The 19632-nt window shown below is 69.4% G+C and carries 17 protein-coding genes and 4 tRNA genes; 10 read left to right on the top strand and 11 right to left on the bottom strand.

Going from position 1 to position 19632, the window contains the following annotated elements:
* Positions 1-14 precede the first annotated feature (14 nt).
* Complete coding sequence (locus ACFVYX_RS30500; protein ID WP_389684707.1) at positions 15-365, bottom strand: hypothetical protein; 351 nt, start codon at positions 363-365, stop codon at positions 15-17.
* Positions 366-488: 123 nt separating this feature from the next.
* Here ACFVYX_RS30500 and hrpA point away from each other — a divergent pair, with 123 nt between their 5' ends.
* The 3 genes from hrpA to ACFVYX_RS30485 all read left to right on the top strand — a co-directional run bounded on the left by hrpA (position 489) and on the right by ACFVYX_RS30485 (position 4959).
* The gene (gene hrpA / locus ACFVYX_RS30495; RefSeq protein WP_389684706.1) at positions 489-4427 is read left to right on the top strand and encodes an ATP-dependent RNA helicase HrpA; all 3939 of its coding nucleotides are present in this window, start codon (positions 489-491) and stop codon (positions 4425-4427) included.
* Positions 4428-4558: 131 nt separating this feature from the next.
* Positions 4559-4632: transfer RNA gene (locus tag ACFVYX_RS30490), tRNA-Asp, on the top strand.
* A gap of 126 nt (positions 4633-4758) precedes the next feature.
* A complete protein-coding gene (locus ACFVYX_RS30485; protein ID WP_389684705.1) occupies positions 4759-4959 on the top strand; it encodes a DUF6274 family protein in 201 nt (66 codons plus the stop codon).
* Between the two features lie 331 nt (positions 4960-5290).
* On the opposite strand, the gene bldC is transcribed toward ACFVYX_RS30485, so the two are convergent.
* Entirely contained in the window at positions 5291-5497 is a 207-nt protein-coding gene (gene bldC, locus ACFVYX_RS30480; protein WP_003949541.1) for a developmental transcriptional regulator BldC, read from the bottom strand.
* Positions 5498-6079: 582 nt separating this feature from the next.
* Positions 6080-6946, bottom strand: a complete 867-nt coding sequence (locus tag ACFVYX_RS30475) for a hypothetical protein (protein WP_389684704.1) — start codon at positions 6944-6946, stop codon at positions 6080-6082.
* A gap of 155 nt (positions 6947-7101) precedes the next feature.
* On the opposite strand from ACFVYX_RS30475, the gene ACFVYX_RS30470 reads away from it, so the two are divergent.
* Entirely contained in the window at positions 7102-8193 is a 1092-nt protein-coding gene (locus ACFVYX_RS30470; protein WP_389684703.1) for a Leu/Phe/Val dehydrogenase, read from the top strand.
* A gap of 321 nt (positions 8194-8514) precedes the next feature.
* Positions 8515-8769, top strand: coding sequence for a DUF3073 domain-containing protein (locus ACFVYX_RS30465; RefSeq protein ID WP_030221379.1), 255 nt, complete (start codon positions 8515-8517; stop codon positions 8767-8769).
* Positions 8770-8918: 149 nt separating this feature from the next.
* On the opposite strand, the gene purM is transcribed toward ACFVYX_RS30465, so the two are convergent.
* From purM to ACFVYX_RS30445, 4 genes are all read right to left on the bottom strand, one after another.
* Entirely contained in the window at positions 8919-9998 is a 1080-nt protein-coding gene (gene purM, locus ACFVYX_RS30460; protein WP_389684702.1) for a phosphoribosylformylglycinamidine cyclo-ligase, read from the bottom strand.
* Positions 9999-10057: 59 nt separating this feature from the next.
* A complete protein-coding gene (gene purF / locus ACFVYX_RS30455) occupies positions 10058-11584 on the bottom strand; it encodes an amidophosphoribosyltransferase (protein WP_389684701.1) in 1527 nt (508 codons plus the stop codon).
* A gap of 393 nt (positions 11585-11977) precedes the next feature.
* On the bottom strand, positions 11978-12793 hold the full coding sequence (locus ACFVYX_RS30450; RefSeq protein ID WP_389684700.1) for an META domain-containing protein: 816 nt from the start codon (positions 12791-12793) through the stop codon (positions 11978-11980).
* A 61-nt stretch (positions 12794-12854) separates the two neighbouring features.
* The gene (locus tag ACFVYX_RS30445; RefSeq protein ID WP_389684699.1) at positions 12855-13643 is read right to left on the bottom strand and encodes a sterol carrier family protein; all 789 of its coding nucleotides are present in this window, start codon (positions 13641-13643) and stop codon (positions 12855-12857) included.
* A 79-nt stretch (positions 13644-13722) separates the two neighbouring features.
* Here ACFVYX_RS30445 and ACFVYX_RS30440 point away from each other — a divergent pair, with 79 nt between their 5' ends.
* Complete coding sequence (locus ACFVYX_RS30440; protein ID WP_389684698.1) at positions 13723-14127, top strand: nuclear transport factor 2 family protein; 405 nt, start codon at positions 13723-13725, stop codon at positions 14125-14127.
* Positions 14128-14179: 52 nt separating this feature from the next.
* Here ACFVYX_RS30440 and purL read toward each other — a convergent pair whose 3' ends face one another.
* The 3 genes from purL to purS are packed head-to-tail and all read right to left on the bottom strand — an operon-like array spanning position 14180 to position 17351.
* The gene (purL, locus tag ACFVYX_RS30435; RefSeq protein ID WP_389684697.1) at positions 14180-16429 is read right to left on the bottom strand and encodes a phosphoribosylformylglycinamidine synthase subunit PurL; all 2250 of its coding nucleotides are present in this window, start codon (positions 16427-16429) and stop codon (positions 14180-14182) included.
* On the bottom strand, positions 16429-17109 hold the full coding sequence (purQ, locus tag ACFVYX_RS30430) for a phosphoribosylformylglycinamidine synthase subunit PurQ (RefSeq protein ID WP_389684696.1): 681 nt from the start codon (positions 17107-17109) through the stop codon (positions 16429-16431). The genes purL and purQ overlap by 1 nt, the downstream gene beginning before the upstream one ends.
* Entirely contained in the window at positions 17106-17351 is a 246-nt protein-coding gene (gene purS, locus ACFVYX_RS30425) for a phosphoribosylformylglycinamidine synthase subunit PurS (RefSeq protein WP_017240564.1), read from the bottom strand. The genes purQ and purS overlap by 4 nt, the downstream gene beginning before the upstream one ends.
* 366 nt (positions 17352-17717) lie before the next feature.
* Between purS and ACFVYX_RS30420 the strand changes: the two genes are divergently transcribed.
* The 4 genes from ACFVYX_RS30420 (at position 17718) to ACFVYX_RS30405 (ending at position 18648) form a co-directional block, all read left to right on the top strand.
* Positions 17718-18059, top strand: a complete 342-nt coding sequence (locus ACFVYX_RS30420; RefSeq protein ID WP_389684695.1) for an Lsr2 family protein — start codon at positions 17718-17720, stop codon at positions 18057-18059.
* A 135-nt stretch (positions 18060-18194) separates the two neighbouring features.
* Positions 18195-18266 (top strand) — tRNA-Gly (locus ACFVYX_RS30415).
* 99 nt (positions 18267-18365) lie between these two features.
* Positions 18366-18438: transfer RNA gene (locus ACFVYX_RS30410), tRNA-Gly, on the top strand.
* A gap of 134 nt (positions 18439-18572) precedes the next feature.
* Positions 18573-18648: transfer RNA gene (locus tag ACFVYX_RS30405), tRNA-Gly, on the top strand.
* A gap of 55 nt (positions 18649-18703) precedes the next feature.
* On the opposite strand, the gene ACFVYX_RS30400 is transcribed toward ACFVYX_RS30405, so the two are convergent.
* The gene (locus ACFVYX_RS30400) at positions 18704-19612 is read right to left on the bottom strand and encodes a phosphoribosylaminoimidazolesuccinocarboxamide synthase (RefSeq protein ID WP_389684694.1); all 909 of its coding nucleotides are present in this window, start codon (positions 19610-19612) and stop codon (positions 18704-18706) included.
* Between the last annotated feature and the right edge of the window lie 20 nt (positions 19613-19632).

The raw sequence follows: 19632 nt of genomic DNA, 5'->3' as shown, positions 1-19632 counted from the left end.
CAGTGGCCGTCCTTCTAGACCCTCAGGACCGACAGCTCCACCGGCGAGGGCGGTACGCGCGCGGGTGGCTCACCGCCCGGCGACGCGGCCCGTCCGTCCGGCTCCGGCTGCCGGACCCCGCACGGTGGTGTCCGGTCGGCGGCGAGCGCGGGCAGCAGCTCGGCGAAGCCGGGGGCGCGCGGCGGTACGACGGGGCCCGCGGCCCCCTCATCGGCGGGATGACCCGGATCACAGCCGGGAACGGCGGCGCCGATGACGACCGGGCCCCCGGAAGGGGCGCTCACCGCGGTCCCGCAGACCAGGAGCCCGAGCACCAGACCCGTCAGCGCGGCGAACGCCGCCAGCGCGCGGGTGGTGCGGAACATGCGAAACCTCTCCGGTCCGGTCGGCGTGTCCGAAATAGTACGCACCCGATCACCGGCCCCCGGCGAGGCCACTCGTAAATCGGTTCGCCGCTTCTCGGCCGCAGGTGCGATCCTGGATTCCGTATGTCTACTTCCTTCGCCGCCCTCCAGTCCGTCCTGGCCGAGGTCTCGCTGCGGGACTCCCACCGGCTCGGCCGCCGTCTCGAGGGCGCCCGCCGCATCCGCAAGCCCGAGGCCCGCGCGGCCGTCCTGGACGAGATCGCCGCCGAGGCGGCCAAGGCCAAGGAGCGCGTCGACGGGCGCGCCTCACGCGTGCCCGCGGTCACCTATCCCGAGCAGCTGCCCGTCTCTCAGAAGAAGGACGAGATCCTGGAGGCGATACGCGACCACCAGGTCGTGATCGTCGCCGGTGAGACGGGCTCCGGAAAGACCACCCAGATCCCGAAGATCTGCCTGGAGCTCGGCCGGGGCGTCCGGGGCATGATCGGGCACACCCAGCCCCGCCGGATCGCGGCCCGTACGGTCGCCGAGCGGGTCGCCGAGGAGCTGAGGACCCCGCTGGGCGAGGCCGTCGGCTGGAAGGTCCGCTTCACCGACCAGGTGAACCCCGACGCGACCTTCGTGAAGCTGATGACGGACGGCATCCTGCTCGCCGAGATCCAGACGGACCGCGAGCTGCGCGCGTACGACACGATCGTCATCGACGAGGCCCACGAGCGGTCCCTCAACATCGACTTCCTGCTCGGCTATCTGGCCCAGCTGCTTCCGAAGCGCCCCGATCTCAAGGTCGTGATCACCTCCGCGACCATCGACCCGGAGCGCTTCTCCCGCCACTTCGGCGACGCCCCGATCGTCGAGGTCAGCGGGCGCACGTATCCGGTCGAGGTCCGTTACCGGCCGCTCCTCGAAGAGGACAGCGAGGAATCGGACCGCGACCAGATCACCGCGATCTGCGACGCCGTCGACGAGCTGCAGTCCGAGGGCCCCGGCGACGTCCTCGTCTTCCTCTCCGGCGAGCGGGAGATCCGGGACACGGCGGACGCGCTCCTCAAGCGGAACCTCCGCAACACGGAGATCCTCCCCCTCTACGCGCGCCTGTCGCACGCCGAGCAGCACCGGGTCTTCCAGGCGCACTCCGGCCGCCGGATCGTGCTCGCCACGAACGTCGCCGAGACGTCCCTGACCGTCCCGGGCATCAAGTACGTGATCGACCCGGGCACCGCCCGCATCTCCCGCTACTCGCACCGCACGAAGGTGCAGCGGCTGCCGATCGAGCCGGTCAGCCAGGCCAGCGCCAACCAGCGCAAGGGCCGCTGCGGCCGTACGTCCGACGGCATCTGCATCCGGCTGTACTCGGAGGACGACTTCCTCTCGCGGCCGGAGTTCACCGACGCCGAGATCCTCCGCACGAACCTGGCCTCCGTCATCCTCCAGATGACCGCGGCCGGCCTCGGCGAGATCGAGAAGTTCCCCTTCATCGACCCGCCGGACCACCGGAACATCCGGGACGGCGTCCAGCTCCTCCAGGAGCTGGGCGCGATCGACCCGGCCGAGAAGGATCCGAAGAAGCGGCTCACCCCGCAGGGCCGGAAGCTGTCCCAGCTCCCCGTCGACCCTCGCCTGGCCCGGATGGTCCTGGAGGCCGACAAGAACGGCTGTGTCCGCGAGGTCATGGTCATCGCCGCCGCGCTCTCCATCCAGGACCCGCGGGAGCGGCCGGCGGAGAAGCAGGCGCAGGCCGACCAGCAGCACGCCCGGTTCAAGGACGAGACCAGCGACTTCCTCGCCTTCCTGAACATGTGGCGGTACGTCAGGGAGCAGCAGAAGGAGCGCGGCTCGTCGTCGTTCCGCCGGATGTGCAAGCAGGAGTACCTGAACTTCCTGCGCATCCGCGAGTGGCAGGACATCTACGCGCAGCTGCGGACGGTGGCGAAGCAGCTGGGCATCCACGTCAACGAGGAGGACGCGCCGGAGCAGTCCGTGCACGTGTCCCTCCTCGCCGGTCTGCTCTCGCACATCGGCATGAAGGACGTGAAGGAGGGCGCGAAGAACGACTACCTGGGCGCCCGCAGCGCCAAGTTCGCGATCTTCCCCGGTTCGGCGCTCTTCAAGAAGCCCCCGCGCTTCGTCATGTCCGCCGAGCTGGTGGAGACCTCGCGCCTCTGGGCCCGGGTGAACGCGCGCGTGGAGCCCGAGTGGATCGAGCCGCTCGCCCAGCACCTGGTGAAGAAGACGTACAGCGAGCCGCACTGGGAGAAGGACCAGGCGGCCGTGATGGCCTTCGAGAAGGTGACGCTGTACGGCGTGCCGATCATCGCCGACCGCAAGGTCAACTACGGCCGGATCGACCCGGAGGTCTCCCGGGACCTGTTCATCAGGAACGCGCTCGTCGAGGGCGACTGGCGCACCCACCACAAGTTCTTCACGGACAACCGCAAGCTCCTCACCGAGGTCGAGGAGCTGGAGCACCGGGCCCGCCGCCGGGACATCCTCGTCGACGACGAGACGCTGTTCGACTTCTACGACAAGCGCGTCCCCGAGCATGTCGTGTCCGGCGCCCACTTCGACTCCTGGTGGAAGCACAAGCGCCACGAGGAGCCGGAGTTCCTCGACTTCGAGCGCGAGATGCTCATCAACGAGAAGGCCGGGGCGGTCACCAAGGACGACTACCCGGACTCCTGGCGGCAGGGGCCGCTGAAGTTCCGGGTGACGTACCAGTTCGAGCCGGGCGCGGACGCCGACGGCGTGACCGTCCACATCCCGCTCCAGGTGCTCAACCAGGTGACGGACGAGGGCTTCGAGTGGCAGATCCCGGGTCTGCGCGCGGAGGTCGTCACGGAGCTGATCCGTTCCCTGCCGAAGCCGATCCGCCGCCACTACGTTCCCGCGCCGAACTTCGCGACCCGTTTCCTGGACTCCGTGGTGCCCGTGCAGGAGCCCTTGGACGGGGCGCTCGCGCGGGAGCTCCAGCGGATGGTCGGTGTCCCGGTCACGGCCGAGGACTTCGACTGGGCGAAGGTTCCCGACCACCTCAAGGTGACGTTCCGGATCGTCGACGAGCGGCGCAGGAAGCTCGCCGAGGACAAGGACCTGGAGACGCTGCGGCTGCGGCTGCGTCCGAAGGCCCGTAAGGCCCTCTCGCAGGCCGCCGCGGCGGCCACCGGGGGTCCGGACGGCTCCGGGCTCTCGCTTGAGCGCACGGGGCTCACGGACTGGACGATCGGGACGCTCACGAAGGTCTTCGAGACCAAGAGGGGCGGGCAGCCGGTCAAGGCGTACCCGGCGCTGGTGGACGAGGGCGCGACCGTCGCCGTCCGGCTCTTCGACACGGAGGCCGAGCAGGAGCGGGCGATGTGGCGGGGCACCCGGAAGCTGATCATGCTGAACATCCCGGTGAACCCGGCGAAGTTCGCCTCGGACAAGCTGACCAACCAGCAGAAGCTGGCCCTGTCGTCGAACCCGCACGGCTCGATCCAGGCCCTCTTCGATGACTGCGCGACCGCCGCCGCCGACAGGCTGATCGCGGACAACGGCGGTCCGGCGTGGGACGAGGAGTCCTTCCGGAAGCTGTACGACAAGGTCCGCGCGGACCTCGTCGACACGACCGTACGGACGGTGGGCCAGGTCCAGCAGATCCTGGCGGCCTGGCAGGCCTGCGAGCGCCGGCTGAAGTCGACGAACAGCCTGGCGCTGATCAACAACCTGACCGATGTGCGCACGCAGCTGGCCTGGCTGATGCCGGCCGGCTTCGTCACCCGTACGGGGCTGAAGCGGCTGCCCGACCTGATGCGCTATCTCGTGGCGGTGGACCGGCGGCTCCAGCAGATGCCGACCGGCGTGCAGCGTGACACCACCCGGATGGAGAAGGTCCAGGAGATGCAGGACGAGTACGCCTGGCTCCTCGAACAGCTCCCGAAGGGACGGCCGGTGCCGTCCGAGGTCACCGACATCCGCTGGATGATCGAGGAGCTGCGGGTGAGCTATTTCGCGCACGCGCTCGGCACGGCGTACCCGGTCTCGGACAAGCGGATCGTGAAGGCGATCGACGCGGCGGCGCCCTGACGGTCCGGCCTGGACCGGTCCGGCGGTCCGGCTCCGGCGGGCCTGACGGGCCCGTCCGCCGGTGAGTTCGACCCGACCGCTGACCTGCTGTACAGTCTTCCTCGCAGCCACTTCCCAGAGGTTGCGAACGAGGTCCTGTGGAGCAGTTGGTTAGCTCGCCACCCTGTCAAGGTGGAGGTCGCGGGTTCAAGTCCCGTCAGGATCGCTTTCACGAAAGGCCCGCATCACGCGATGCGGGCCTTTCGTTGTGTTCCCGTGTCTTGACGGGCCACGCGCCCGCCGGTACCCCGGACAGCAGGGAATCGGGGGCCCACACCGGAGGTGGTCGCGCATGGCCGCGGCGTCCGCTGCACGGCACGACACACGAGCGCTGCTGCGCGCCCATCTGGCGGCCGCTTCCCGCTACGGGCACCTCACCCGCCACTGCGTGGTCTGTCACCGCCTCCTGCGGCTCGCCATGGAGTTCCCGGAGCCCGAGGGGCCCGAGGGGCCGGCCGTGACGACGGAGGACGAAAGTCCCAGCGACCCATGACCAACGGCGGGTTGGGGGCGCCCGGGGAAGTAGGAGGCTGTTCTTTGGCAAGTCTTCGCCGGTGTGACGGGAGTCACTGAGGCGGATTCAGAAACCCCTTCACTTACACCCTCCCTACACCGGCCCGATTTAATATGTGCAATTGCACCCCTCCCCGAGAAGTGGCGTCGGGCACAAAAGAAGATCGCGCCAGACCCGGCGGAGTCCAGCGCGATCGTTGACGAAGGCCTGTTGGGGCAGGAATCCGTCGGCAGAGCTAGGGGTGGGCGACCGGATTGGGGGATCCGGACAGGCCCGGTGTTACGGGGTACTGCGGGGTGTTTGCGCGACCTCAGGCCTCGCTGCGCTGCTGCGGAATGCCCGCCAGCAGCGCGCGAACCTCAGCTTCGCGGTACCGGCGGTGTCCACCCAGGGTGCGGATGGACGTGAGCTTCCCGGCCTTCGCCCAACGGGTCACCGTCTTCGGGTCCACACGGAACATCGTGGCAACCTCGGCAGGGGTCAGCAGCGGCTCGGCATCAGGGGTGCGAGCGGTCATGAGCGGCCTCCTCGGGAGAACCGAACCATCTCGGTTCTTTCCTCTAAATTCTGCACCTTGACCCGCGTTGCCCGAAATGGCAGAAGCGGGCCGAGTCGGTTATAGGACGAACGGCTTGTCCTCGGCACTACAACTACACCATCCGTCCAGCCACGTCGGCCAAACCGATGGAATTGCCCTCGCAGGTGTTCATCAGCGGCGGAAGTCGATGGACCATGCCATAACGGACAGTCACGCGCCTGTGACGATCAGTCACAGGCGCGTGAAGGAGTCCTGAGACCCCCCATAGAGTGCAATGCTGAGCGTTCCGCCCATAGATGGGCGGAAGGAACCCTCCCCGGACTCCTTGTCCTATTTTGGCACGAGGGAGGGCGATCGGCGCAAGGGTGCGTTACGTGCTGTCCGTCACGCTTGAGCCAAAGGCCCGGATCGGGACCAACGTCCCCGCCCGGCGAGTGCCGAAAGACCCGCACACCCGAGCGCCGAGATTCGGGCAGACGGGATTCGGACATCCCTGAAGATCATTTACACCGGTCGGACATGTCTTGTCGATACCGACCTGACGAAGATGCCCGACTGATGTCAATTCGCGAAGCGCAGCTCCCTGACCACCCGCCAGCGCTCCGCCAGCCGCCCGTACGCCTCGCTCGCCGCCTCGCCGTCGCCGGCCCGCAGCGCCTCGATCCCCTCCGCCATCCGCGCCGCCGACCGGTCCTCCGCCAGCCACTCCTCGCTGACCGCGTGCACCAGACCCCCGAAGTCCAGCTCCACAAGGGCCCGCGGATGGAACTCCTCCAGCCAGCGGCCCACCTCGATCAGCCCCTCCGTCATCGGACCGTCGTCGATCGACTCCCGCAGCGCCCGGAGCGCCCGCGCGAGACGCCGGCGCGCCTGCGCCATCGTGGTCCGGTAGCGCAGCACCGGCGCCCGGCCCGGCCCCGTGCCCGCCGCACCGCCCGGCTCCCCCGGCTCGTACTGCCGGTCCTCGTCCCCGAAGAGCGCGAACCAGCGCAGCGGCACCTGCCAGACGGCCGTACGGATCCACGGGCGCGCGTCAGGGTTCCTGGCGAGCCACCGCTCGTAGTCGCTCGTCACCTGAACGCGCACCACCGGCGGCAGCATCGCGTCGAGCACCGGCTCCGGGAACTGCCCGTCCAGCTCCTGGAGCGCCAGCCACCCCCGCAGCCGCGTCCGCCACGGGCAGATCACCACCACCCCGTCCAGATGGGCGACGAAGGCCTCACCGCTCTCGTGGACCGGCACCGGGACCGGCGGCGTCGGCAGCAGGTCCGCCAGCGACCGGCGCAGCTCCTCCTGCGCCCCCGGCGTGCGCGGCCGGCGCGCGTACCTGGCCCAGTGGGTCCGCTCCGGCTCGGGAAACGCGGCCAGCGGCTCGTACACCCGCAGATAGGACGCGTAGGGGATGAGGACCGAGGAGGCGACCGACATGTCGCGAATCCTTCCACGGAGGTACTCCGGGAGGGGGTGATCCTGAGCACTGAGGCCGATCTACGCCCAGGTAGCACTTACTCTCTTGCCGAACTGGTCCTCCCCCACCCGCAGGGGGGACCGAAACCGCCGCTTCGTACTTGGGAGTCACCACCGTGACCGATGTGACCGGCGTTCCTGCTGACGTACTGCGCACCCTGTTCCATTCGGAGCAGGGTGGCCACGAGCAAGTCGTGCTCTGCCAGGACCGCGCCACCGGCCTCAAGGCCGTCATCGCCCTCCACTCCACCGCCCTGGGCCCCGCCCTCGGCGGCACCCGTTTCTACCCGTACGCCACCGAGGCCGAGGCGATCGCCGACGCGCTCAACCTGGCCCGCGGTATGTCGTACAAGAACGCCATGGCCGGTCTCGACCACGGCGGCGGCAAGGCCGTCATCATCGGCGACCCCGAGAAGATCAAGACCGAGGAGCTCCTCCTCGCCTACGGGCGCTTCGTCGCCTCCCTCGGCGGCCGGTACGTCACGGCCTGCGACGTCGGCACCTACGTCGCCGACATGGACGTCGTCGCCCGCGAGAACACCTGGACCACCGGCCGCTCCCCCGAGAACGGCGGCGCCGGCGACTCCTCCGTCCTCACCGCCTTCGGCGTCTTCCAGGGCATGCGCGCCTCCGCGCAGACCGTGTGGGGCGACCCGAGCCTGCGCGGCCGCAAGGTCGGCGTCGCGGGCGTCGGCAAGGTCGGCCACTACCTCGTCGAGCACCTCCTGGAGGACGGCGCCGAGGTCGTCATCACCGATGTGCGCGAGGAGTCGGTGCGCCGGATCACCGACAAGCACCCGCAGGTCACCGTGGTCGCCGACACGGACGCGCTGATCCGCGTCGAGGGTCTCGACATCTACGCGCCCTGCGCGCTGGGCGGCGCCCTGAACGAGACGACCGTGCCGTTCCTCACCGCGAGCGTCGTCTGCGGCGCGGCCAACAACCAGCTCGCCCACCCGGGCATCGAGAAGGACCTCGTGGAGCGCGGGATCCTCTACGCGCCCGACTACGTGGTCAACGCCGGTGGCGTGATCCAGGTCGCCGACGAGCTGCACGGCTTCGACTTCGACCGGTGCAAGGCGAAGGCCACGAAGATCTTCGACACCACGCTCGAGATCTTCGCACGTGCGAAGGCCGACGGGATCCCGCCGGCTGCGGCCTCCGACCGGATCGCCGAGCAGCGGATGGCGGACGCGCGGCGCGGCTGAGCCGCGCGGAGAGCCGGCCCGCCTGCCGGAGCCCGGCACGGGCACGCGGGGAGCGCACGGAGAGACGCGGAGAGACTTCGCTCACGCCCGTCGGCGGGTCGGCCCTCCAGAAGAGGTTAAAATCGCGATTGACCAGCGAGGAAAGAGCTCCTCGATGGTTCTGTACCGGGGTATGTGATGCGCGCGGCGTACCGTAGACCCGCGGAAACAGGTACCGTTGAAGCTCTACGGACCGGTCTCTCTGTCGAGAGTCCGTTCCGACTCATGAACGCGTGTCAAGACTCTGGGGCCATCGAGCCCCGTCACCGAGGGGGTCGAGCCATGGGGCGCGGCCGGGCAAAGGCCAAGCAGACCAAGGTCGCCCGCCAGCTGAAGTACAGCAGCGGCGGGACGGACCTGACGCGTCTGGCCAATGAGCTGGGCGCTTCGACTTCGAGTCAGCCGCCGAATGGCGAGCCGTTCGAGGACGACGACGAGGAAGACGACCCGTACGCCCAGTACGCGGATCTCTACAACACGGACGACGAGGACGAGGACGACGAGTCCGGTCCCGCGTCGTCCCCGCGTCGCGCTTGACCTTCTGAATCGCATCGCAGAAACCCGGTCCGGGATCACCCGGCCGGGTTTCTGTGCTGTCCGCGTACAGCTCCGGCCGCTCGTGTCCGGGGGAACGCGGGCGGGGCGCCCCTCAGGAGCGCCCCGCCGCCTCGTACCGCTCGTGTGGACTACTTCGCGTAGTCCCCGACCAGCTCCGCGCCGGTGGTGTGCGCGCCGCGCTCGGTGATCTCACCCGCGACCCAGGCCTCGACGCCCCGGTCCGCCAGCGTCGTCAGGGCCGCGTCCACGGAGTCGCCCGGCACGACGGCCATCATGCCGACGCCCATGTTCAGGGTCTTCTCCAGCTCCAGGCGCTCCACCTGACCGGCCTTGCCGACCAGGTCGAAGATCGCGCCCGGCGCCCAGGTCGAACGGTCGACCGTGGCGTGCAGGCCGTCCGGGATCACCCGGGCCAGGTTGGCGGCGAGACCGCCGCCCGTGATGTGGCTGAACGCGTGGACGTCCGTGGTCCTGGTGAGGGCCAGGCAGTCCAGGGAGTAGATCTTCGTGGGCTCCAGGAGCTCCTCGCCCAGGGTCCGGCCGAGCTCCTCGACCCGCTGGTCGAGGGTCATGCCGGCGCGGTCGAAGACCACGTGCCGGACGAGCGAGTACCCGTTGGAGTGAAGACCCGAGGAGGCCATGGCGATGACCGCGTCCCCCGTACGGATGCGATCGGCGCCGAGGAGCCGGTCGTACTCCACGACACCCGTACCGGCGCCGGCCACGTCGAAGTCGTCCGGGCCGAGGAGGCCCGGGTGCTCCGCCGTCTCGCCGCCGACCAGGGCGCAGCCGGCCAGGACACAGCCCTCGGCGATGCCCTTGACGATCGCGGCGACCCGCTCCGGGTGGACCTTGCCGACACAGATGTAGTCGGTCATGAAGAGCGGCTCGGCACCGCAGACCACGATGTCGTCCATGACCATCGCGACCAGGTCGTGGCCGATCGTGTCGTACACGCCCATCTGTCGGGCGATGTCGACCTTCGTACCGACGCCGTCGGTCGCGGAGGCGAGGAGCGGACGCTCGTAGCGCTTGAGGGCGGAGGCGTCGAAGAGGCCGGCGAAGCCACCGAGGCCACCGAGGACCTCGGGTCGCTGCGTCTTCTTCACCCACTCCTTCATGAGCTCGACGGCGCGGTCACCCGCCTCGATGTCGACGCCCGCGGACGCGTAGCTGGCGCCGCCTGCGGCACTGGGGGTCTCAGACATGGGTTGAGAACTTTCGTGTCGTACTGCGGTGTGCAGCGGGGTCTTACGGGCGGCTGTGCTCAGGGACGACGGAGCGCGTCGGAGGCCGCGGTGGCCGCCGGGCCGGCGGCCAGCTCGGTCTCCAGGAGCTGCTTGCCGAGCAGCTCGGGGTCCGGCAGCTCCATCGGGTACTCGCCGTCGAAGCAGGCACGGCAGAGGTTCGGCTTCTGGATCGTCGTCGCCTCGATCATCCCGTCGAGGGAGATGTACGAGAGCGAGTCCGCGCCCAGCGACTTGCCGATCTCGTCGATCGACATGCCGTTGGCGATCAGCTCCGCGCGGGTGGCGAAGTCGATACCGAAGAAGCAGGGCCACTTCACCGGCGGGGAGGAGATCCGGATGTGGATCTCGGCCGCGCCGGCCTCACGGAGCATCTTGACCAGGGCGCGCTGGGTGTTGCCGCGGACGATCGAGTCGTCGACGACCACCAGGCGCTTGCCCTTGATGACGTCCTTGAGGGGGTTCAGCTTCAGCCGGATGCCGAGCTGGCGGATGGTCTGGGAGGGCTGGATGAAGGTGCGCCCGACGTAGGCGTTCTTCACCAGGCCCGCGCCGAAGGGGATGCCCGAGGCCTCGGCGTAGCCGATGGCGGCCGGGGTGCCCGACTCGGGCGTCGCTATGACCAGGTCGGCCTCGACGGGCGCCTCCTTCGCGAGGCGGCGGCCCATCTCCACGCGGGAGAGGTACACGTTCCGGCCGGCGATGTCGGTGTCGGGGCGAGCCAGGTACACGTACTCGAAGACACAGCCCTTGGGCTTCGCTTCCGCGAATCGCGAGGTACGGATGCCGTTCTCGTCGATCGCGATCATCTCGCCGGGCTCGACCTCGCGGACGTAGCTGGCGCCACAGATGTCGAGGGCCGCGGACTCCGAGGCGACCACCCAGCCGCGCTCCAGACGGCCGAGGACCAGCGGGCGGATGCCCTGCGGGTCACGGGCCGCGTAGAGCGTGTGCTCGTCCATGAAGACGAGGGAGAAGGCGCCCCGGACATCGGGGAGAACCTTCGCGGCGGCCTGCTCGATGGTGAGCGGCGTGCCGTCCTCGTCGACCTGGGCGGCGAGCAGCGCCGTGAGGAGGTCGGTGTCGTTGGTGGCCGCCACCCGGGTGGTGCGGCCTTCCTTCTTGGGCAGGTCGGCGACCATCTCGGCGAGCTGCGCCGTGTTCACCAGGTTGCCGTTGTGGCCGAGCGCGATCGAGCCGTGGGCGGTTGCCCGGAACGTCGGCTGCGCGTTCTCCCACACGGACGCCCCGGTGGTCGAGTAGCGGGCGTGACCGACCGCGATATGACCTTGGAGGGAACCGAGAGAGGTCTCGTCGAAGACCTGGGACACGAGGCCCATGTCCTTGAAGACGAGGATCTGGGAGCCGTTGCTGACCGCGATACCCGCGGATTCCTGGCCCCGATGCTGGAGGGCATAGAGCCCGAAGTACGTGAGCTTTGCGACCTCTTCACCCGGAGCCCAGACACCGAAGACGCCACAAGCGTCCTGGGGGCCCTTCTCACCGGGAAGCAGGTCGTGATTGAGTCGACCGTCACCACGTGGCACGTTTCCGAGTGTAGACGGGGTCGACCACTGGTCCGAATTGGCGAAATCCAGGGCTTCGGCACTCGTGCGATCACACCAAATGATCATCTCTGGCCTGGAGAGGCCCACAAGGCAGGCGCGGTAAGGGATCGGGCCGCCGGACGCCCCGGAGAGCGGACGCTCGTACCAGCCGCCGACACCCCCGCGATGTGACGGAGTTCGCAGTCCCGGGGTCGTCCGGGGCCCGGAAACCCCGCCGCGACACCGTGGCCGCACCCGGTCCCGTGGTCCGAGACACCGTGTGCGGGTACGCGGACGCTGGACGAAGCTCCAGCCCCACGCGGCCCTTGCTTGACAGCCCCTGTGTGACCCCCCGGACCGACGCGGGGCTCCTGGCTTCGCGGGGCTCCTGCCTTACTGAGGAGCGGCCGCGACCGCCGTGAGGCCCTCGCCGGAGGCGTCGGCGAGGGTCAGCGTCCGGTGGTCGAGGCGGTACGAGAGCGGCCCGTCGAGGAGCTCGTACAGCTTCGTCTCCAGCGTCATCTGGGGGCTCGCGCACCTCATGCGGGTGGTGGCCGCCGGGCCCTCGACGGTCAGCGTGCGGGCCTTCTCGTCGACGCGGGCGGTCGCGGAGAAGTTGTTGCAGCCGAGGTTGCCGGAGACCCGGCCGTCGGCCCCGATGACGATCCGCGCCTTGCCCTCGGCGCCGGCGGGCAGCGAGGCGGCGGTCTTCCCGGAGACGAGCCCGTCGACCTTCCAGGTCGTGCCGCGCAGCGGGGCCGCCGGCTCGGCCGTCAGTTCCAGGACGTTCCGGCCGTCCGGGGACGTGAGGGTGAGCGCGTCACCCTTCAGCTTCCCCTTGAGCTCACCGGAGAAGGCCTTCATCAACTCGGTCTCGAAGCGCTGCCGGTCGCCGGGGCAGCCGATCTCGGTGATCGCCTGCCCGGAGACCGTGAGGGTGTCCCCGTTCACGGCGACGGCGGCGCCGAAGCCGTTGCACCCGCTGTTCCCCTGGGCACGGCCGTTCTCCTCGAAGTCGACGCGGGCGCCGTCCGGAGCCGCGGACCTGCGTCCGTCCAGCGTCACCGCCCCGATCGTCCAGTGGGTGCCGGCGACCGGCAGATCGGGGGAGACGGTGTCCGCACCGGAACCCCCGCCTCCTTCCGTGCCGCAGGCGGCGAGGAGAAGGACGAGGGCGGCGGCTGCGAGGGGGGTGCGCGGCGTCTGCATGCCGATGGGACGGGCCCGCGGACGAGTCGGTTCCCTCGGCCCCCGCGGGGAAGGCGCCGCCTCAGCCCATCAGGGGCAGGAACTCCGCCAGATCCGCGCGTTCGCCGCTCGCGCTCACCCTGGCCTCGTCCAGCTCCTCCGTCCACTCGGCCCGCCCGGTCGCCAGCCTGATCCACGTCAGGGGGTCCGTCTCGACCACGTTCGGCGGGGTGCCCCGGGTGTGCCGGGGGCCCTCCACGCACTGCACCACCGCGTAGGGCGGGACGCGGACCTCGACCGCGCCCCCGGGCGCCTTCGACGCGAGGGCGTCGGCGAGCAGCCGGGTGCAGGCGGCGAGCGCCCCCCGGTCGTACGGGATGCCGGCGCCGGTCGCCGCGTTCAGGTCGTCGGTGTGCACGACGAGTTCGACGGTACGGGTCACCAGGAAGTCCGCGAGGGTCATCGCCCCGAAGCTCACCGGAAGAAGCCGCTCGTCGGCGGCGTCGCCCACCGCCCGCTCGTAGTCGTCCGCGACGCGCGCGTACAGGCCGGACAGGTCGGAGGCGTCGATGCCCCGGGTGTGCGAGTCGATCCGCTCCGCCGCGTCGGCCGTGACGAACGGCCAGTCGAGCAGGGCCAGCCGGTCCTTGCCCCCCTCCGTCATGGCCAGGAGCTGCGGCACGGAGTCCACCATCCACGCGAGGTGGGCCGCCAGGTCCCGTACCGTCCACGAGCCGAGCCGGGTCGGCCCGTCGAGCGCCTCCGGCGGCAGGGCGCGCACCCCGTCCCGTACATGCCCGAACTGGGCGAGCACGGCGGCACGGATCTTCGCGGAGTCGTAGCTGCGGGGACGCTTCTTGGCCGGTGGCATGAGGGCGAGGGTAGTCGGAGACTGAAGAGGGAGGGCTTCAAGCACAGCCGTCTACGCGTACGAGAGGGGTCGATCAGCCATGGCTGAGCACCCTGACGCCGCCTTGGTCCGCCAGGGCTACGCAGCGTTCTCCGAGGGCGACATGGAGACCCTGCGGTCGCTGATGACCGCGGACTGCGCTCACCACTCACCGGGCAGCAGCCGGATGTCCGGCCACTTCAAGGGCGTCGACAACATCCTCGCCCACTTCGGACAGCTCATGGAGCTCACCGGGAACACGTTCCGGGTCGAGGTGAAGGGCATCTACCCGGACGGCCGCGGCCATGTCATGGCGGTGCACAAGTGGCACGCCGACCGCGGGGACCGGGGCATCGAGATGGAGGGCGGCCTCTTCTTCACCATGGTCGGCGGCAAGATGACCGACGTGGACGAGTGCGTCGCGGACATCGAGGAGTCGGACGCGTTCTGGGGCCCGGCGGAGTGAACGCGGACAGCCCCCGTCCGAGGACGGGGGCTGTCCCACATACAAACCGACGTCAGGCCAGCAGGGCCGGGATCGTCGCCTCGTGCGCCTCGCGCAGCTCCGTCAGGGAGAGCGTGAACTCACCCTGTACGTCCACCGCGTCACCGTCGACGACGCCGATGCGGGCCGCCGGCAGACCCCGCGCACCGCACATGTCGGTGAAGCGGAGTTCTTCGCTGCGCGGGACGGCCACGACCGCACGGCCGGCCGACTCGCTGAAGAGGAACGTGAACGCGTCCAGGTCCTCCGGGACGACCAGCCGCGCACCGTTCCCACCGCGCAGGCAGGACTCGACGACCGCCTGGACGAGACCGCCGTCGGACAGGTCGTGCGCCGCGTCGATCATGCCGTCGCGGGAGGCCGAGATCAGGATGTCGCCGAGCAGCTTCTCCCGGTCGAGGTCCACGGCCGGCGGCATGCCGCCGAGGTGCTGGTGGATCACCTCTGACCAGGCCGAGCCGCCGAACTCCTCACGCGTGTCGCCGAGCAGGTAGAGGAGCTGGCCCTCTTCCGCGAAGGCGATCGGCGTACGGCGGTTCACGTCGTCGATCACACCGAGCACGGCCACGACCGGCGTCGGGTGGATCGCGACCTCACCGGTCTGGTTGTACAGCGACACGTTGCCACCGGTGACCGGCGTGCCGAGCTGGAGGCAGCCGTCCGCGAGACCACGGGTGGCCTCGGCGAACTGCCACATCACGGCCGGGTCCTCGGGCGAACCGAAGTTCAGGCAGTCCGAGATGGCGAGCGGCTTGGCACCGGAGGCGGCGACGTTGCGGTACGCCTCCGCCAGCGCGAGCTGCGCACCCGTGTACGGGTCGAGCTTCGCGTACCGGCCGTTGCCGTCGGTCGCCATGGCCACACCGAGGTTGGTCTCCTCGTCGATCCGGACCATGCCCGCGTCCTCGGGCTGCGCCAGGACCGTGTTGCCCTGCACGAACCGGTCGTACTGGTCCGTGATCCAGGACTTGGAGGCCTGGTTCGGGGAGGACACCAGCTTCAGGACCTGGTCCTTCAGCTCGTCGCCGGTCTGTGGCCGGGGCAGCTTGTTCGCGTCGTCGGCCTGGAGCGCGTCCTGCCACTCCGGGCGGGCGTACGGCCGGTGGTAGGTCGGGCCCTCGTGGGCCACCGACCGCGGCGGTACGTCGACGATCTGCTCGCCGTGCCAGAAGATCTCCAGGCGCTCGCCCTCGGTCACCTCACCGATGACGACCGCGATGACGTCCCACTTCTCACAGATCTCGAGGAAGCGCTCGACGTGCTCGGGCTCGACGATCGCGCACATGCGCTCCTGCGACTCGCTCATGAGGATTTCCTCGGGCGAGAGGGTCGCGTCGCGCAGGTGGACCCGGTCGAGCTCGACGCGCATGCCGCCGGAGCCGGCGGAGGCCAGCTCGGAGGTGGCACAGGAGAGCCCGGCGCCGCCGAGGTCCTGGATGCCCGCGACCAGCTTCTCCTTGAAGATCTCCAGGGTGCACTCGATGAGGAGCTTCTCCTGGAAGGGGTCGCCGACCTGGACGGCGGGGCGCTTGGTGGGCTTGGTGTCGTCGAAGGTCTCGGACGCGAGGACCGAGACGCCGCCGATGCCGTCGCCGCCGGTGCGGGCGCCGTAGAGGATGACCTTGTTGCCGGGGCCCGAGGCCTTGGCGAGGTGGATGTCCTCGTGCTTCATGACGCCGATGCAGCCGGCGTTGACCAGCGGGTTGCCCTGGTAGCAGGAGTCGAAGACGACCTCGCCGCCGATGTTCGGCAGGCCGAGGCAGTTGCCGTAGCCGCCGATGCCGGCGACGACACCGGGCAGCACGCGCTTGGTGTCGGGGTGGTCGGCCGCGCCGAAGCGCAGCGGGTCGACGACCGCGACCGGGCGGGCGCCCATGGCGAGGATGTCGCGGACGATGCCGCCGATACCGGTGGCCGCGCCCTGGTAGGGCTCGATGTACGAGGGGTGGTTGTGCGACTCGACCTTGAAGGTGACCGCGTACCCCTGGCCGACGTCGACGACGCCCGCGTTCTCACCGATGCCGACGAGCATGGCGTCGTTCTCGGGGGTCTTCTCACCGAACTGCTTCAGGTGGACCTTGCTGCTCTTGTAGGAGCAGTGCTCGGACCACATGACGGAGTACATGGCGAGCTCGGCGCCGGTGGGACGGCGGCCGAGGATCTCGCGGATGCGCGCGTACTCGTCCTCCTTGAGGCCGAGCTCCTTCCAGGGCTGCTCGCTGTCCGGCGTCTCGCTCGCGTGCTTGACGGTGTCGAGGCTCATCAGGCGTTGACCAGCTTCTTGAGGATCGAGGTGAAGAAACCGAGGCCGTCCGTCTTGCCGGTGCCGACCAGCGGCTCGACGGCGTGCTCCGGGTGCGGCATGAGGCCGACCACGTTGCCCGCGGCGTTGGTGATGCCCGCGATGTCACGCAGCGAGCCGTTGGGGTTGACGTCGAGATAGCGGAAGGCCACTCGCCCCTCGGCCTCCAGCTCGTCGAGGACGCGCTCGTCGGCGACGTACCGGCCGTCCATGTTCTTGAGCGGGACCTCGATCTCCTGGCCCTCGGAGTAGTCCGAGGTCCAGGCGGTCTCCGCGTTCTCCACCCGCAGCTTCTGGTCGCGGCAGATGAAGTGGAGGTGGTTGTTGCGCAGCATCGCGCCCGGCAGCAGATGGGCCTCGGTGAGGATCTGGAAGCCGTTGCAGATACCGAGGACGGGCATGCCCGCCTTCGCCTGCTCGATGATCGTCTCCATCACCGGCGAGAAGCGGGAGATGGCTCCGGCCCGCAGGTAGTCGCCGTAGGAGAAGCCGCCGGCGAGGACCACGGCGTCGACCTGCTTGAGGTCCTTGTCGCGGTGCCACAGCGAGACGGGCTCGGCCCCCGCGAGGCGGGCTGCACGCAGCGCGTCCTGGTCGTCGAGCGTTCCGGGGAACGTGACGACGCCGATGCGTGCGGTCACGACTCCACCTTCACGATGAAGTCTTCGATCACGGTGTTGGCAAGGAAGGTTTCGGCCATCTCATGGATGCGGGCGAGGGCGGCGTCGTCGACCGGTCCCTCCACCTCCAACTCGAAGCGCTTCCCCTGGCGGACGTCGGCGATTCCGGCGAATCCCAGGCGGGGCAGTGCACGCTGCACCGCCTGCCCCTGAGGGTCGAGGATCTCCGGCTTGAGCATGACGTCGACTACGACGCGTGCCACTGGCACTCCCGGTGGTGTGTTGCGTGGGCGGTTCCCTCAGCGTACCTGCCTCCAAATTCTACGCGGGTAGAGATCTGAAGGATCCTACAAAAGCCAGGTCACGACGGGTCTCCGCCCACGAACACCACGCATGCCCGCGCGCGAGCACGGCCACGCAAAATTCGAGTGAAATATCGCGGACCTCATTGCACCGGGACACGCTGAAACAATTGCCAGGGCTTCACAATGCGACGCCTGCCGCTGTACAAAGGAATCCAGAAGAAAGCAGTATTGTCCCGGAACAGCCGTAAGGCCGACATCGCCGCACGTCAGAGGCGCCACAAGCGCCCTCTCCGCGGCACCGGCCGCAGGAAAGGACCGATATCCGTGGCTCAGCGTGTGGTGGTCACTCTCTCCGACGACATGGACGGCGGAGAAGCGACTGAAACGGTCGCGTTCGGTCTTGACGGGAAGATGTACGAGATCGACCTGAATGCTGCCAATGCAAAGAAACTCCGCAAGGCCCTGGCGCCGTACCTCGCCGCGGGCCGCAAGCTGCCGGCCAGGGCCGTGGCCGCCCGGAGCGCCTCGGCGGAGACGTACACCCACACCTCCCTCGCCCCCGATCCGGCGGCGGTCCGGGCCTGGGCGCAGTCCAACAAGATGGAGGTGCCGGCCCGCGGACGGATCCCGAAGCGGGTCTACGAGGCCTTCCGCGAGGCGAGCTGAGCGCGGGCCCCGGCCGGGGGCCAGACCTCGGCGCCGGGCCCGGCGCCGAGCCGATTTGCATGACACCCCCCATGATCCGGTAGAGTCTGGATCACGCCGAGGGGCAAGGCCGCAAAGCCGAACCTCACGCAGCGTGCGGGTGTAGTTCAGTAGCAGAACATCCCCCTTCCAGGGGGAAGGCGCAGTGTGCAATTCCTGTCACCCGCTCTGCATCACTCGACCGAACCACTGTCGTGGATCAGGTAGAGTAGTGCTCGCACCGCCCGACGGGCCCTCTCATAAGAGGAACCGGCGAGTGGCAGCAATGCGGACGTGGCTCAGTTGGTAGAGCATCACCTTGCCAAGGTGAGGGTCGCGAGTTCGAATCTCGTCGTCCGCTCAGGAGTGCGAAGGCCCCGGTTCTCAGGAACCGGGGCCTTCGTCGTACCCGGGGAGCCTGTGAAGAGCCCCACACAGCCGCGGGTCCCACGCACCCGAAACCTTGGGTATAGTTGGCTCCGCGCTACGGCGCATGCGGACGTGGCTCAGTTGGTAGAGCATCACCTTGCCAAGGTGAGGGTCGCGAGTTCGAATCTCGTCGTCCGCTCCACGAAGAAGCCCCCGGTCGAATGACCGGGGGCTTTCTCGTTCTCCCGTTCCCGCGCCTAGAAGCTGTCGGACCAGGTCTTGCCGGTCAGCAGCTCGTACGCCTCCAGGTACTTGGCGCGCGTCGCCTCCACGATGTCCTGCGGGAGCGGCGGCGGCGGCTGCTCGCTCCTGCGGTCCCAGCCCGAGGCCGGGGAGGTCAGCCAGTCCCGGACGAACTGCTTGTCGTACGAGGGCTGGGCACGGCCCGGCTGCCACTGGTCGGCCGGCCAGAAGCGCGAGGAGTCCGGGGTGAGGACCTCGTCGGCGAGCACCAGCGTCTCCCCGTCGAAGCCGAACTCGAACTTGGTGTCGGCCAGGATGATCCCCCGGTCGCGCGCGATGTCACGGGCCCGGCCGTAGACGGCAAGGGTCGTCTGACGCAGCAGGGCGGCCGTCTCGGCGCCGACCTGACGGGCGACCTCCTCGTACGACACGTTCTCGTCGTGGTCACCGACGGCGGCCTTGGTGGCCGGGGTGAAGATCGGGGCGGGCAGCTCGGAGCCGTCGCTCAGGCCCTCGGGGAGCGCGAGGCCGCAGACCGTACGGGACTCGTCGTACTCGACCAGGCCGGAGCCGGTGAGGTAGCCGCGGGCCACGCACTCGACCGGGACCATGTTCAGCGACTTGCAGATCAGGGTGCGGCCCGCCCAGTCGGCGGGGGCGCCGGCCGGGAGGTCCGTCGACAGCACGTGGTGCGGGACGAGGTCGGTGAGCCGGTCGAACCACCACAGGGAGAGCTGGGTGAGGACCCGGCCCTTGTCGGGGATCTCGGTGGGCAGGACCCAGTCGTACGCGGACATGCGGTCGCTCGCCACCATCACGAGGTCACCGGCCTCGTTCCGGTACAGGTCGCGCACCTTGCCCGTGTGGAGATGGGTGAGGCCCGGGACCTGGACAGGCTCGGGCTTTTCTACGAATCCGGACACGGTTCCTCCGCGTAGGTTGA

The sequence above is a fragment of the Streptomyces sp. NPDC058326 genome, from assembly GCF_042879855.1.
Classification (GTDB): Bacteria; Actinomycetota; Actinomycetes; order Streptomycetales; family Streptomycetaceae; genus Streptomyces.
The sequence above is the reverse complement of the archived record's forward strand: the minus strand, read 5'-3'. Positions and strand labels throughout refer to the sequence as shown.

Excerpts from the sequence above, each read along its gene's own strand:
- ACFVYX_RS30445 (WP_389684699.1), bottom strand. The coding sequence starts at position 13,643 with ATGCCACCGGCCAAGAAGCGTCCCCGCAGCTACGACTCCGCGAAGATC.
- hrpA (WP_389684706.1), top strand. The coding sequence starts at position 489 with ATGTCTACTTCCTTCGCCGCCCTCCAGTCCGTCCTGGCCGAGGTCTCG.
- ACFVYX_RS30500 (WP_389684707.1), bottom strand. The coding sequence starts at position 365 with ATGTTCCGCACCACCCGCGCGCTGGCGGCGTTCGCCGCGCTGACGGGT.
- purL (WP_389684697.1), bottom strand. The coding sequence starts at position 16,429 with ATGAGCCTCGACACCGTCAAGCACGCGAGCGAGACGCCGGACAGCGAG.
- ACFVYX_RS30440 (WP_389684698.1), top strand. The coding sequence starts at position 13,723 with ATGGCTGAGCACCCTGACGCCGCCTTGGTCCGCCAGGGCTACGCAGCG.
- purM (WP_389684702.1), bottom strand. The coding sequence starts at position 9,998 with ATGTCTGAGACCCCCAGTGCCGCAGGCGGCGCCAGCTACGCGTCCGCG.
- ACFVYX_RS30475 (WP_389684704.1), bottom strand. The coding sequence starts at position 6,946 with ATGTCGGTCGCCTCCTCGGTCCTCATCCCCTACGCGTCCTATCTGCGG.
- ACFVYX_RS30485 (WP_389684705.1), top strand. The coding sequence starts at position 4,759 with ATGGCCGCGGCGTCCGCTGCACGGCACGACACACGAGCGCTGCTGCGC.
- ACFVYX_RS30450 (WP_389684700.1), bottom strand. The coding sequence starts at position 12,793 with ATGCAGACGCCGCGCACCCCCCTCGCAGCCGCCGCCCTCGTCCTTCTC.
- ACFVYX_RS30465 (WP_030221379.1), top strand. The coding sequence starts at position 8,515 with ATGGGGCGCGGCCGGGCAAAGGCCAAGCAGACCAAGGTCGCCCGCCAG.
- bldC (WP_003949541.1), bottom strand. The coding sequence starts at position 5,497 with ATGACCGCTCGCACCCCTGATGCCGAGCCGCTGCTGACCCCTGCCGAG.